Origin of the sequence: Exiguobacterium sp. JMULE1 (assembly GCF_013337175.1) — a bacterium.
GTDB lineage: Bacteria > Bacillota > Bacilli > Exiguobacteriales > Exiguobacteriaceae > Exiguobacterium_A > Exiguobacterium_A indicum.
The window spans coordinates 267,229-281,602 of record NZ_SGWC01000002.1 but is presented as its reverse complement, the minus strand read 5'-3'; the positions used below and the strand labels follow the sequence as shown (position 1 = coordinate 281,602).

General features: G+C 47.8%; 14 protein-coding genes. 3 read left to right on the top strand and 11 right to left on the bottom strand.

Going from position 1 to position 14,374, the window contains the following annotated elements:
* Nucleotides 1-3: 3 nt before the first annotated feature.
* The 4 genes from EXW93_RS01705 to EXW93_RS01690 form a co-directional block, all read right to left on the bottom strand.
* A complete protein-coding gene (locus EXW93_RS01705; protein ID WP_075642697.1) occupies nt 4-363 on the bottom strand; it encodes a rhodanese-like domain-containing protein in 360 nt (119 codons plus the stop codon).
* Between the two features lie 22 nt (nt 364-385).
* On the bottom strand, nt 386-865 hold the full coding sequence (locus EXW93_RS01700) for a DsrE/DsrF/DrsH-like family protein (protein ID WP_023466937.1): 480 nt from the start codon (nt 863-865) through the stop codon (nt 386-388).
* 56 nt (nt 866-921) lie between these two features.
* On the bottom strand, nt 922-1,185 hold the full coding sequence (locus tag EXW93_RS01695) for a metal-sensitive transcriptional regulator (protein ID WP_023466936.1): 264 nt from the start codon (nt 1,183-1,185) through the stop codon (nt 922-924).
* Between the two features lie 144 nt (nt 1,186-1,329).
* Nucleotides 1,330-2,178: a LysR family transcriptional regulator gene (locus tag EXW93_RS01690; protein WP_058265538.1), complete on the bottom strand. Its 849-nt coding sequence runs from the start codon at nt 2,176-2,178 to the stop codon at nt 1,330-1,332.
* A 115-nt stretch (nt 2,179-2,293) separates the two neighbouring features.
* On the opposite strand from EXW93_RS01690, the gene EXW93_RS01685 reads away from it, so the two are divergent.
* Nucleotides 2,294-3,142 carry a sulfite exporter TauE/SafE family protein gene (locus EXW93_RS01685; RefSeq protein ID WP_174315974.1) on the top strand — a complete coding sequence of 283 codons (849 nt, stop codon included), beginning with the start codon at nt 2,294-2,296 and terminating at the stop codon, nt 3,140-3,142.
* Nucleotides 3,143-3,192: 50 nt separating this feature from the next.
* On the opposite strand, the gene EXW93_RS01680 is transcribed toward EXW93_RS01685, so the two are convergent.
* Nucleotides 3,193-4,050: a YihY/virulence factor BrkB family protein gene (locus EXW93_RS01680; RefSeq protein WP_023466934.1), complete on the bottom strand. Its 858-nt coding sequence runs from the start codon at nt 4,048-4,050 to the stop codon at nt 3,193-3,195.
* A 187-nt stretch (nt 4,051-4,237) separates the two neighbouring features.
* On the opposite strand from EXW93_RS01680, the gene EXW93_RS01675 reads away from it, so the two are divergent.
* A complete protein-coding gene (locus tag EXW93_RS01675; RefSeq protein WP_174315973.1) occupies nt 4,238-5,332 on the top strand; it encodes a nitric oxide synthase oxygenase in 1,095 nt (364 codons plus the stop codon).
* Nucleotides 5,329-5,775, top strand: a complete 447-nt coding sequence (locus tag EXW93_RS01670) for an NUDIX hydrolase (protein WP_174315972.1) — start codon at nt 5,329-5,331, stop codon at nt 5,773-5,775. The genes EXW93_RS01675 and EXW93_RS01670 overlap by 4 nt, the downstream gene beginning before the upstream one ends.
* A 21-nt stretch (nt 5,776-5,796) precedes the next feature.
* On the opposite strand, the gene EXW93_RS01665 is transcribed toward EXW93_RS01670, so the two are convergent.
* The 6 genes from EXW93_RS01665 to EXW93_RS01640 all read right to left on the bottom strand — a co-directional run bounded on the left by EXW93_RS01665 (nt 5,797) and on the right by EXW93_RS01640 (nt 14,342).
* Nucleotides 5,797-6,576 (bottom strand): GNAT family N-acetyltransferase, encoded by a 780-nt coding sequence (locus EXW93_RS01665; RefSeq protein WP_158408683.1) that lies wholly within the window; start codon nt 6,574-6,576, stop codon nt 5,797-5,799.
* A 93-nt stretch (nt 6,577-6,669) separates the two neighbouring features.
* The gene (bcaP, locus tag EXW93_RS01660) at nt 6,670-8,058 is read right to left on the bottom strand and encodes a branched-chain amino acid transporter BcaP (protein WP_023466930.1); all 1,389 of its coding nucleotides are present in this window, start codon (nt 8,056-8,058) and stop codon (nt 6,670-6,672) included.
* Between the two features lie 216 nt (nt 8,059-8,274).
* Nucleotides 8,275-10,071: a mechanosensitive ion channel gene (locus tag EXW93_RS01655; protein WP_023466929.1), complete on the bottom strand. Its 1,797-nt coding sequence runs from the start codon at nt 10,069-10,071 to the stop codon at nt 8,275-8,277.
* Nucleotides 10,072-10,286: 215 nt separating this feature from the next.
* Nucleotides 10,287-12,143, bottom strand: coding sequence for an ABC transporter ATP-binding protein (locus tag EXW93_RS01650; protein WP_023466928.1), 1,857 nt, complete (start codon nt 12,141-12,143; stop codon nt 10,287-10,289).
* Nucleotides 12,140-13,864 (bottom strand): ABC transporter ATP-binding protein, encoded by a 1,725-nt coding sequence (locus EXW93_RS01645; protein WP_174315971.1) that lies wholly within the window; start codon nt 13,862-13,864, stop codon nt 12,140-12,142. Before EXW93_RS01645 ends, EXW93_RS01650 begins: the two co-directional genes overlap by 4 nt.
* Complete coding sequence (locus tag EXW93_RS01640) at nt 13,857-14,342, bottom strand: MarR family winged helix-turn-helix transcriptional regulator (RefSeq protein WP_029343299.1); 486 nt, start codon at nt 14,340-14,342, stop codon at nt 13,857-13,859. The genes EXW93_RS01645 and EXW93_RS01640 overlap by 8 nt, the downstream gene beginning before the upstream one ends.
* Nucleotides 14,343-14,374 lie beyond the last annotated feature (32 nt).

Below are 14,374 nucleotides of genomic sequence, written 5' to 3'. Positions count from 1 at the left end.
GATTCAGCGCCAGGCATTCACTCCGCCACGGACTTCCGTGACATTTGAATAACCGGCTTTTTTTAGTACTTTAACGGCTTGTTTGCTTCGCATCCCGCTTTGACAGATGACGAGCACTTCTTTGTCTTTCGGGATTTGATTCAGTTGACTGTTTAGCGTTTGTAACGGAATGTTCTTAAATCCTTTGATGTGATTGCCTTTGAATTCTGCCGGTGTCCGAACATCGAGATAAAATCGTTTGCGGTCGTTTAGTAACGGCTTCAGTTCCGTGGTCGACACTTGCTTGACGCCTTTTGTTGGGGCGAACATCTTATAAGCGAGATAGCCGACGACGAGCAACAAGATAATCGATCGTACATCCATGCGTCATTCCTCCTTCAGATCATTAGATGAATAGATTGACGTTTCCGTTCTCCGCATCGGCGAGGTAGGCGGCAACACCTGCATACTCAATCCCATCGTGTAATTCTTCCTGTTTCAAACCGAGTAAATCCATCGTCATCGTACAGGCGACGAGTTTGACATCCTGTTCTTTCGCTAATTCGATTAAGTCTGGAAGTGGCATCGCATTGTGCTTCTTCATGACGTTTTTAATCATTTTTTGACCTGCACCACCGAAGTTCATTTTCGAGAGTGGCATCTTATCAGCACCGCGTGGCATGAACTTACCGAACATCTTCTCAAGGAATGTTTTATCCGGCTGGATCGGTTCATCCTTACGCATCGCATTCAAACCCCAGAAGGTATGAAAAATCGTGACTTCGTGATCGTATGCGGCTGCACCGTTGGCAATGATATAAGCTGCCATGACTTTGTCGTACTCTCCACTAAATAAAACGATGGTTGTTTTTTTCGTATCTGACATGAACGTAATTCCTCCAATCACTTACCTTAAGGGGTATATTAATTCGTAAAAATTTTTTATCTGCTTTTCATTAAGAGTTGAACGGCTTCTGCAACGGCTTGTTCATGATTTTCCGTCGCATCATCCTGACGGACACAGTCGATCAAGTTCTCACTGACGACAAGACCAATGACACGATCGATTGCACTACGTGTCGCACTCAGTTGTGTGACGACATCCTTACAGGACGCCTCTTCTTTCATCATTCGAACGATACCGTGGATTTGTCCTTCAATCCGATTCATCCGATGAATGATGCGATCTTCATAACCGTTTTCCATATGAAGTTCATCTCCTTTTTTGAATGTGACATACGTCATATCTCGTTGGTACATTTCATACAATAATACCTATAGGGGTATAAGTCAACGAAAAAGATTTCCGATTTTGTCGCCATTGTAGAACGTCCGGAAATCTTTTTGCATTTAACCTTTCCAATTCGCCTGTAAAAAAGTGATCCAATGTTCTGCTAGGCGAGTCGGCATCTTCTCTGGTAACAGATAACGAAACGTTCGTTTAGAAATCCCTTTCGCATGAAGCGTAAAGGACTCGGACGGGAAAGACGTGACGAGTCGTTCCGACAATGCTGCAATGCCACTCCCATTAAAAACAAGTTGACGCACTAAATAGTTGGCATCGACTGTAATCTTTCGTGCGGGAACGATCGACGAAGCATCTAGCCAACGATCGAGCGCATAGCGGGAGGCAGATCCTTCTTCGCGAACGATCCACGTTGCATCGTTTAACGAAAGGTGGGACGCACCCATGATGTGCAGTTGATCTTTTGCAAAGACGATTTGTTTGACCCCATCAAGTGTCAGTTCTCCTTCGATCATCCCGAGATCAATATCACGATGTCTTAAGGCTGCTGCCACTTGATCGTGATTCATTAATTGGATATCTAGTGATACCTCGGGATGAGCGCTTGAAAACAGATGAATCATGTCATCGAGCAACATTTCGTGAATCGTATGCGTTGCTCCTATCCGTAAGGTTCCGCGGAAGACACCTTCCGATTCATCCAGCTGGGACTGCATCTGTTCGAGTTGGAATAGAATTTCTTTTGCATGGCGATAGACAATCCAGCCCATTTCCGATACCTCGACCCCTATTGTGAATGAATCACGTATTAACAATGAATGTCCGATCTCTTCTTCTAGTCGTTTGACGTGAACACTGACCGTCGGTTGCGACAGAAATAACTGTTCCGCTGTTTTCGTAAAGTGACGTGTTTCAACGAGTGTGACGAACGTTCTGAGTTCAGTTAATTTCAACAATACCCCTCCTTATTACATTTCATAATCATTTATATATAATTAATTCATTTTTATAATCTTGTATTCCTCTTTCATACTCAAGGTATCACGTATTAGAAAGAAGGACTGTTTCATGATATATATCTCATTTATGTTATTAGGAGCAACCATCGGCATACTCTCCGGCTTTTTCGGAATCGGTGGCGGCATCATCCTGACCCCACTTTTATTGATTCTCGGCTATGAAGCCAGCACCGCGATTGTCCTCAGTCTGTTGCTGACACTCGGATCGACTGTGACCGGCACGCTTTCACATCTTCGATTAAAAACATTCCGTTTTCGTGATGCCGGGATTATTGGTCTGTCCGGCATCATCGGTTCTGCGTTGATCACACCAATTGTCTTTTGGCTCGAGCGTCATGCTGGTGCTGATGTCGTATTATCGAGTCTCTACATCGTTTTACTGATTGGTTTTTCGATTCAGTTCCTTCGTCCCCGTTCCAAGGAACGTCCGTCTTTTCCGGTCTATGATGCTTCGATCGTAAAGCTCGCCGTCATCGGACTTGCTGCCGGAATCCTCTCGTCATTGATGGGGGTCAGCGGTGGATTCTTGTTGACGCCTCTCTTGCTCGGATGGGTTCGTTTTCCGCTCAAACAAGCAATCGGAACGAGTATCGCCTCTGCGACATTGATTGTTCTTGGAGGAGTGACGAGTTATATTGCTTCCGGAACCAGCGCTCCGTTATCACTCGGGATTGCTTTAATCATCGGTGCGTTCATCGGCTCACCACTCGGTGCTTCACTTTTGCATCGCTTCAATGAACCGTTCGTTCAAAAGACGTTAGGAATCTTTTATGGTGTTGTCGCCTTAAGCGTCATCGTAAAAGTGTTCGGTCTTCCCTATCTGTCACTCGTCTTACTCGCTTTGTTCACACTCAGCCTGTTAAGCGTCTTCGGTTACCGGATTCTTAAAACGGTCTAAATGAAAAAGCAGCTGACACATCGTCAGCTGCTTTTGTGCGTGCTTAATGATTAACGTACGCTTTCTTCTTTGATTTTTTGTGGTTTCATGATTTTTGCTTCTTTTTTCTGACGCATGCGTTCTGCATTCATTAGTCCCCCTAACATCAGGACGACAGCAGATAAATAGAACCATGTCATCAAGACGATGATTCCGGCAAGCTGACCGTAAAGACGATCGTAACTCCCGAACTCGGCATAGTAAGAGAAGAATTCCGAAACGACTTGCCAAGCGATCGTCGCAAAAATGGCTCCAGGGAGTACTTGACGAACCGTCAGTCGGACACTCGGTAAAATCCGATACAATAAGATGAAAAAGACAAGTAAGAACAACGTCCCGAGTCCCCAGCGGAATAAGAACCAGATCCACGAATAGTTCGTCACGAAATCAGCGACGATTGCAAAGTGGTTGATGAAACGCCGTGTTAACTTTTCTGAAATCGGAACAATCAATGAAATCGGTAAGATGATCATCATCCCGATCGTAAAAGCGAAGTCTTGCAACAGTCCGCGCCAAAATGGCGCTTTTCGTGTCACTTCGAGCGCATCGTTCAGCGAGCGGACAAGTGACTGGACCGACATCGAAGCAAGCCAAAAGGCGGCAAGGAAACTGATCGAGGCAAGTTTAAAGCCGCCTTGATCAAAGATTCCAACGACGTTCCGCTGAATCAAATCGTACGTCTCTGCCGGAGCAAACGGTCGAATTAAATCCAGCACGTTATCGGACGTAAACGGTAAGAACGAGACGATCCCAACTACGAATAATAAGAACGGGAATAAGGACAACATCAAATAATAGGCGAGCTGAGCCGATTTATCAAAAAAGGCTTCACCAAAAAAACGGGCAAATACAGGTTTGATTAAAGACATACAAATTTCCTCACTTTCAACTAATTCTCTACACTATCCCCCATTTCATACCTCCTTTAAACTTTTGGAAGTCTTTTGAACTTATAACAACCTTATACATCATTCAAGTTTGGCGCTTCGGTTCTGCGCGGGGTACACTAGGAACAGAGATTGTATCGTGCTTGTTTTTTAGAAAGGATTTCGATTCGTGTACTCACTCATTCAAACCGAAGCAGAACGCTTCTTTACTTCTTATATAGAGCAATACCCCGAAATGGCCGGACGTCAGCAAGAAGTCATCCGGTCGATTGAAACGACAGGAACGTACGAACAGACGGCTTCCGAGCTCGCGTTCGGCGCGAAGCTCGCTTGGCGGAACAGTAACCGATGTGTCGGACGTCTCTTTTGGGAACAACTCCATGTCTTTGACGCGCGGGATGCATTGACCGTCGAAGCGGTCCGCGACGCGTTATTTGAGCATATCCGGTTCGCGACGAACGAGGGACGAATTCGCTCGACGATCACGATTTTCCATCCGACACGTGTCCGGCTGCATAATCACCAACTGATCCGCTACGCTGGTTACGAAACCGCAGCAGGAATCATCGGCGATCCGGCTTCGATCCAACTGACGCGACAATGTGAAGCACTTGGCTGGACCGGAGCGCGTACCCCCTTTGATATCCTGCCCCTCTTGATTGAACTCGATGGACAAGTCAGCCTGCATCCGATTCCAGATGAGCTCGTGCTCGAAGTCAGCATCACACATCCTGACTTTGACCTGTTCGGTGGTCGCGAAGTCCGCTGGTATGCTGTGCCGATGATTGCCGACATGCAGCTTGAGATCGGTGGCATCGTCTATCCGTGTGCTCCGTTCAACGGATGGTACATGGGAACAGAGATCGGTGCCCGTAACCTCGCTGATACGGATCGTTACGATCTGTTACCGCTCGTCGCGACACAACTCGGTCTGAATACCTCGCGTGAACGTTCGCTTTGGAAAGACCGAGCGCTCGTCGAACTGAACGTTGCCGTACTCGAATCGTTCGAACGCGCCGGTGTGACGATTGTCGATCACCATACGGCTGCGAAACAATTCGCTCGTTTTGAAAAAAACGAAGCCGCGTGTGGTCGTGATGTCACCGGGGAATGGTCCTGGCTCGTGCCACCGATGAGTGGGGCAACGACGCATATGTTCCATAAGGATTACGACCCAGAAATCAAACGACCGAACTTCTTTCCAAAATCAACACAGACGGCACCTGTGACCGGCTGTCCGTTTCACCAAGGAGCATTGAAATGAATTATGTCGAACAGTTACGTCAAAAAATCGGTCATGACCCAGTCATTCTAGTCGGCTCCGTCGTCCTCGTCGTACAAAATGAACACATTTTGCTCGAACAACGGAACGAAGCACAAGCTCGCTTTGGTTTACCAGGCGGATTGATGGAATGGGCCGAATCACCGGAAGAGACCGCGCGTCGAGAGCTTAAAGAAGAGACTGGCTTAGAGGTGGAACGATTAACGTTACTCAATGTCTACTCCGGTCCGCAATACGTGACGACGTTAACGAACGGAGACATCTTTCAAAGCGTCACCCTCGCCTATATCGGTGAACATCCGATCGGAATGTTAAAACAAAGTGATGAGAGTATCAAGCTCCAGTTTATCCCGCTTGATGACTTACCTGATCACTTAGTCGGTTCTCACGCTCGAATGATTGAAGACTACAAAAACCGCCGCTAAATGAATAGCAGCGGTTTTTGTTTATAGCGACTGACGCATGATGTATTGTTTCAAATCCCGCTGAGTCCACCCTTCAGAACGTAATGCCTCCCAAACCTGCACATCTGTTGATTGATAATGGTAGGTCGTTCCCGGTAAACGACGGACGACTTCTGTGGCATGTCGTGCTTTTTGTTCTGCTGGACCTACGACTGACAAGAGAGATGATCCGGCTACTGCCACTACACTTGCTTCTAATTGGTAATAATCCGTTTGTAATTGCTGCATGACATGAGGATCTTGCTGCCAGATGTATTCTCCTTGTCCATGGTATTGTTTTAAAAACTCCACTTCTTCGATCGTCGGCAGAGCGACCTCTTGACGTTCATCCGTTAAATGAAAATAACCGATTTCTCCAACAATCGTGTAGTGAAGCGATTCATACAAGCGAATTGCCGGATCGTTCCCTTGAATGACTTCAAGCATCAGACCATCCATTCCGATTTCTTTAGCATGGCTCAGTTGTGCTTGATACAAGGCTTTCGCGATCCCAAGACGACGATATTGTGGTGAAATCCCCAGTCCCCCACACCGCATGATGCGTTGACCCTCGATCTCCTTCCAACCGTTCAGCCAGAGACCGACCGGTATTTCTCCATGATAGGCAACGAATGAATGCTCCAATTGGTTCCCGTCTCGTTCGATGATGCGCTCTTGGAATTCTGCTTCCGATAAGTGCAGTGGAATCAAATAATCTTGGAATCCATCCTGCATCGCTTTGTACGCCGTTTTTACGCCAGGTGCGCGTTGAATATGAATCATCGAAAAACCTCCTTTTCCACTGAGCTGTTTCGCTTTCGTTCGCCTCATTTCCTGCATACAAAAACACCCTTGTCGCCAAGGGTGTTAGTCGATTCATTGATGGAGTTTCGAACGCTTGCGTCCATATCCGAAGTACAACAGTAATCCAATGGCTGTCCAGACAAAGAAGGCAATCCACGTGAATGGTTGTAAGTTGAACATAAGCATGATACAAGCAAGGACTGACAAAATCGGTAAGACTGGGACGAACGGAACCTTAAAGGCGCGCTTCAAATCGGGACGCGTCCGGCGTAGGACGATGACCGCGATCGAGATGAGCGAGAAGGCTGCCAATGTTCCGATGTTGATCAATTCAGCAAGTGTACCAAGCGGCACGAATCCAGCGATTAAACCAGCAGTCGTTCCGAGAATCCAAGTCGCTTTAACTGGTGTGTGTGACTTTTCATTGACGTCTGAGAAGACTTTCGGTAATAATCCGTCACGGCTCATCGCGAACAAGAGACGGACGAGACCAAATGTCATGACGAGGATGACCGTCGTCATACCAACGATGGCTCCTAAGTCAACGAATCCAGCGACCCAGTCTTGCCCAGCCACTTTTAAGGCAAGGGATACTGGGCTATCAACACCTTCAAACTGTTTGAATGGAACGATTCCGACCATGATAGCAGAGACGACGACGTACAAAACGGTAACGATCGCAAGCGATCCTAGAATCCCAATCGGTAAGTTACGTCCCGGGTTTTTGACTTCTTCTGCTGCCGATGTGACGGCATCAAATCCAAGATAAGCGAAGAAGGCAATCGCTGATGCTTGCAAGACACCGCTCATACCGAACGGCGCAAACGGCTTGTAGTTGCCTGGTTCGATATACCAGATCCCGACGACGATGAACAAGACGACGACGGCAACTTTGACGAGTACCATGATGTTGTTGACGCGTTTTGTTTCTTTAATCCCAAGCGAAAGCAAGAGCGTGATGACCATCAGAATCAAGAACGCTGGTAAGTTAAAGAACGTTTCGCTTCCTGGTACAGCACCTGGAGCAGCTGTTAAAGCTGTCGGTAAATGGAGACCAAAGCCTGCTAACAGTGACTGGAAGTACCCTGACCAGCCGGTCGCAACGGCACTCGAAGCGAGTCCGTATTCTAAAATGAGACACCAGCCGATGATCCAAGCTACGACTTCCCCAATCGTTGCGTATGTATACGTATATACACTACCTGAGACGGGAATCATCGACGAGAATTCAGCATAACAAAGGGCTGCGAGCGCACAGACGATAGCGGAAATAATAAATGAGATCGGTAAAGCAGGTCCTGCATAAAGAGCGCCCGTTCCTGTCAGAACGAAAATCCCGGTACCGATGATGGCACCGATTCCAAGTAAAATAAGGTCAAACCCTGATAAGTGACGTGCCAGTTTGGAATGTTGTTTCATGTCCATCATCACACTGACATCTTTCTTGCGAAGCAAACTCATGTTTCATCCTCCGAACTTTTCTCTTTTTTCTGAATATTCAAATCATTGAGGTAATTGACTTTCTTATCATAACAAACGATGTCAGGTTCGATAAGTCTTTTTTTCTGTATTTTTTCACAAAGTGGTCAAACCACTTTTGTGAAAATGCGACAACGCTTTGATGCGTCAACGCAAAAACACCCTTTCCTCAAAATGAGAGGAAAGGATGTACTCGTATTACGGACGATCGTTTGGATGATCGAGGTTAGGACCTTTATGATCATCTGGATCGATCGGGTAATCATCTTGCTGTGCTAAATCGTTTTCTGGCAATGCACCTTTTGGTGTACCATGTGTCGTCTCATCTGTTGAAGAAGAGCGCGCTGAACGTGGTGCACGATCTGGTGTGACATCATCTGCTGCTTGTGAAGCTGCACCTTTTGCTGCATCTTTCAAGCTCGGTGATGAAGAAGTCGATGCTGACTTACTTGGAAGGTTCGATGTGTCAACTTCCGTGTTCTCTGCTTTCTTTTGCAGACGATCGAGGTAACGCGATGCATTATCACGTCCACCGAGACCAAAGGCAAGACCGAACGCAAGCGCAAGTGCTCCCAAGATCAAGATGAAGGCTGAGTTGACGATCGTATCAGCAACACCCAATTGATCAAGTGCCATGAAGACAGCAAGTGCAAGGATTGCATACTTCGCAACGCTTGAGAGGACTTTTAGTTCAGAGTTACCGAACAGGCTGTCCATCGTACGTTTGACGAGGTTGCTGACGATGATCCCGATTGCGAGAATGATGATCGCTGTCAGGACGCTCGGTAAGAACGCAAGGACGGCGCGACCGAGGTCGACCATGAAGTCAAGACCAATCAAGTTGAAGGCTTCGACGACGAAGAGAACGACGATGACGATCTCAACGAGTGCACCAACGATCGAAGCTGGTGATGTAGAAGCTTGGTTTGCATCCCACGTACCGATTTTCAAGTGACGTGTCAGGTTGTTGAAACCAAGACGTGATAAGAGATCCGTCACGAATTTCTTAACGAAACGTCCGACGTAAAGACCGACAAGAATCAGTACGACACCAACGATGATGTTTGGAATCATACCGAGGACATCGTTCAACATGTTGATCGCTGGTCCTGTGATTCCTTTAATGTTCAATTGATCAAGTGCTGAAATCGTGATTGGAATCAGAATCAAGATGAAGACGACTGTTCCGAGAATCGACGAAAGTGATTTCGCATCTTTTTGATCCGTTGACCCGAGGTTGAAGCGAGCTGCGAATTTATCTGTTCCAACAGCATGAAGGAAATTCGTCACGATATCGCGGACGATTTTCGCTACGAGGAAGCCGACGAAGAAGATGGCTGCCGCAGCAATCAAGCGTGGAATGAATCCAAGGAATGACGATAACAATTGGCTGAACGGTTGTGAGACACTCTCAATGTTCAAGGCACCGAGTACACCCGGTAGGAACAGAAGCAAGACGAGGTAGAAGACGATCTCCCCTGCTACTTTTGGATAAGCTGAAAGATCCGTCTGACCTTGAAGCATCTTGTTCGAACGTACTTTGTCGTTCGCCATCAGCTTCGTTCCTGCTTTGACGATGATCATGCGGAGAACGACCGCGATGACGTATGCCAAGAGAAGGATGAGAGCTGCTTTCAAGATATTCGGGATTGCCGCGAGTAATGTACTCATCGTATCCGCAAGTGGTCCAGCAATGATGTTCAGATCAAGGATGTTGAAGACCAAGATAAGAACGAAGACCATGAGAACCCAGAAGACGACGGTCCCGATGATTTTTTCAGGTGTCCACTTTTTCTTCTTTGGTGGCGTACCCTCTTTTTGAGGTGACAACTTGTTGACGACCCCAGACTTCTCTAACGCTTTTTGAACTCCGTTCGCGATCAGCTTGGCAATGAGCCATCCAATCAAGAAAATGATGATCGCTCCAAGCAAGTTGCCGAGTGATCCGAGAATGCCGTTCAAGTTCAACGACGTTCCGTTCCAAATGTTATTCATCCTGCCACACTCCTTCACCTAAATAAAATTATATATTTCTGACACTTCTTTAATTTCCCCAGCTAAAGGATTTATTAAACCCTTGTCCGTACCAGAATGTGGCGTTTCTTGTTTCTCCTACAAAAAACTGGATGTTTACTATATGTGAGGATACACTGCTACAACAATCATTTCGTAAAAAAGCAGTATCGTCTAAATGACGACACTGCCTTATATCAAACGACTTCTTTTTCAGAGAATTGACTGTTGTACAGATCCGCATAAAAACCATCTGCCTCGAGCAATTCTTCGTGTGTTCCCTGTTCGATGACACTTCCTTGATTCATGACAAGAATCAAATCGGCATCCTTGATCGTTGAGAGACGATGGGCAATGACAAAGCTCGTCCGCCCTTCCATCAAGCGACGCATCGCTTGCTGGATGAAGACTTCCGTCCGTGTATCCACACTAGAGGTCGCTTCATCGAGAATCATGATCGGAGGATCGGCAAGAACGGCCCGAGCGATCGTCAACAACTGTTTCTGACCTTGCGAGATGTTCGAGGCTTCCTCATTCAAGACCGTATCGTACCCGTCCGGCAACGTCCGGATGAAGTGATCAGCGTGCGCCGTTTTGGCTGCGGCGATGATTTCCTCCTCGGTCGCTCCACTCTTACCGTAAGCAAGATTATCCCGGATCGTACCGTTGAAGAGCCACGTATCTTGTAAGACCATCCCGAACGTCGTCCGTAAGTCTTCGCGTGACATCTCGCGGGTATCGATGCCGTCAATCCGAATCGTCCCCCCGTTCAACTCATAAAAGCGCATCAATAGATTGATCATTGTCGTCTTACCGGCACCCGTCGGTCCAACGATTGCGACGGTTTGTCCCGGTGAGACATCGATGTTCATGTCCTCGATCAAGAGATCGGTTCCGTAACCAAAATCAACGTGTTCGAACGCGACCGCCCCTTCAGCCTGCGTAAGACGGTGTGTCGTCACTTCCTTGATTTCTTCTTCTTCGTCCAGTAATTCGAAGACACGTTCCGCTGCTGCGACCGTCGATTGGACGATGTTCGCGATGTTCGCCGTCTGTGTGATCGGTTGCGTGAACTGGCGTGTATAGGTGATGAACGCTTGAATATCCCCGATCGAGATCGCCCGTTGCGTGACGAGAATCCCGCCGACGATACTGATCAAGACGTAACTGATGTTCCCGATGAACATCATCATTGGCATGATGATCCCGGAGATGAACTGTGCTTTACGTCCTGCTTCATACAACTCTTCGTTGACGGCATCAAACTGCTCGACCGCTTTGCGTTCATGTCCGAACGCCTTGACGACCGAGTGTCCGGTATACATCTCTTCGACGTGTCCGTTCAATTGTCCAAGCGTCCGTTGTTGATCGGCAAAGTATTTTTGGGACCGTTTCAAAATCGGACGGATCGCAAAAATCGAGACCGGTAATGAGACAAGTGAAATCAATGTCAGAATCGGACTAATCGTCAACATCATGATCAGAATTCCGACGATTGTCACAATTGAGGTGATGAACGATGTCACACTTTGTTGTAACGTACTCCCGATCGTATCAATATCATTCGTCACGCGGCTGAGTGTCTCCCCGTTCGGACGACCATCGTAATATTTCAATGGCAGGCGTTCGAGTTTATGATTGACGTCTTCGCGTAAATCGTAGACTGTTTTTTGAGCGATACCTGACATCAAATACTGTTGCAAGTAATTGAACAGACTACTGATGATATACAGTCCAGCCAGCCAGAGCAGGATTTGTCCGATTTTCGTGAAATCGATCGCTGCTCCCGGTACACCTTGGAACTTCGCATATGCCCCTTCAAACAATTCCGTAATTGCCGTTCCCATGATTTTCGGACCGGCAATCATGAAGACCGTACTGAGGATGGCTGCAAGGAAAACACCAACGAGTGCCGTCCGACGCGGACGCAGATACCGAAGCAGACGACGGAACGTTGCTTTGAAATCCTTTGGTTTTTCTCCGAGCATCATCATATTTCCGCCACCGGGACCACCAGGCGGAGGACCGCCGGCAGGTCGTTTTTTCTCACTCATGCGATTTCCTCCTCTGATAGTTGTGATTTAACGATTTCTTGATAGACGGCATTGTCAGCAAACAATTCATCGTGCGTTCCGATTCCAGCGACTTTCCCTTCATCCAGGACGATGATTTGATCGGCATCGATGACGGTGCTGACACGTTGAGCGACGATCAAGACGGTTGCATCGCGTGTTTCTTCCCGTAACGCTTTTCGAAGTGCCGCATCAGTTTTAAAGTCGAGCGCTGAAAAACTGTCATCAAAGACATATAAATCTGGTCGACGAACGAGTGCTCGCGCAATCGACAACCGTTGTTTTTGCCCACCGGAGACGTTCGACCCACCTTGTTCGATCCGTGCTTCGTAACCGTCCGGCATCCGTTCGATGAAATCGGTCGCTTGTGCGATTTGCGCTGCATGCGCGACTTCTTCGTCTGTCGCGTCCTCTTTCCCGAAGCGAATGTTTTCCGCGATCGTCCCCGTGAACAGTAACGCCTTTTGGGGAACGAAGCCGATTTTCGACCGCAGTTCCTCTTGCGGTACATCCTGGCTATCGACACCGTTGACCCGGATGCTCCCTTCCGTCACGTCATAAAAACGAGGAATCAAATTGACGAGCGTTGATTTACCGGAACCCGTTCCGCCGATCACAGCCGTCACTTCACCTGGTCGTGCCGCAAAGCTGATGTCGGATAAGACAGGTGTCTCAGCTCCTGGGTAACGGAACGTGACACGATCAAAGACGAGCGTTCCTTTTTCACGGTCAGCGGTTTGTGTACCTTCATCTGTCATCGTCGGAGTCATCTCGAGGACTTCATTGATCCGTTTCGCCGAGACGGCTGCCCGCGGAATCATGACGAACATGACCGATGCCATGACGAGCGCGAACATGATTTGCATAACGTACTGGATGAACGCCATCAAGTCACCGATTTGCATGCCACCATTATCGATCCGGATGCCCCCGAACCAAATGACACCGACAACGGTCAAGTTCATGACGAGCATCATCACTGGCATCAAGAACGCCATGATCTTATTGACCTTGATCGAGACTTCTGTCAAATCCGCGTTCGCTTTCGTCAATCGTACTTGTTCATCGCGTTCTCGGTTAAAGGCACGGATGACACGAATTCCGGTCAAGTTCTCCCGCAAGACGAGGTTCAGACGGTCGAGTCGTTTTTGGACTTTCCCAAACAACGGAACCCCTTTCCACAGGATCAACAGGATTGAAATCACAAGGACCGGCATCGCCGCGACGATGACGAGCGATAGTTTGGCATCTTTTGAGACGGCCATGATCAATCCACCGATGAACATGATCGGTGCACTGACGACCATCCGTAACATCATGATGACGACTTGTTGGACTTGTGTGATGTCGTTCGTCGTCCGCGTAATCAGTGACGCCGTTCCGACTTGGTCGAACTCTTGCAGAGAAAATCGTTCGACATGGTTGAAGACTTGACGACGGATATCCCGTCCGAGTCCCATCGATGCCTTCGATGAATAATAACTGGCGGCAACCGCGGCTAACGCTCCGATACCGGTAATCCCGAGCATGACGGCACCAATTTTCCAGATATACGCGGTATCGCCGGTGACGACGCCTTTATCGATGATGTCCGCCATCAGTGTCGGTAAATACAAATCGGACATCGACTGCGCAAATACAAGGATAAGCACAGCAAAGACTGCCCATTTATAGACCGTCAACCGTTTGAGTAACTTAATCATCCGAACATCCTCCTTTCAGATCTGGACGTAAAATCTGACCGATTCCCTCAGCAATCACTGCGTGTGTTTCAAGCATCTGTTCGAATACGTCCGGGTCAATCGTCGCAAGCACTTGCTCCAGTTGACGTTGCATCCCCTTCTCTTGTTCCTTGATGTCAGTGACGAATTGCTGCCCTTGATCACTAAGCTTTAAGACGACTTCCCGTCGATTGTCGGGATTCGTCTCCCGAATGACCCAGCCCGATTGGACGAGACCTTCAATCGACTGACTGAGGGTACTTTTCGGTAAGTGCGTATGTGCGGCGAGCTCTTTTTGCGAGATCGGTCCACGCGGTGCAATCGTCATCAAGCTATGAAATTGCGGTAAACTGAGTCCGTTTTCCTGTGCCGTCTGATGCGCTGCTCGGACCAGATGGCGCTGGACATTCCAAAACGACTGCATCATCGCAGTCGAACGGGTCGTTTCCGTTTGATCCATCTTGTTTCGCCTCCTTGTTCCATTTCAAATCG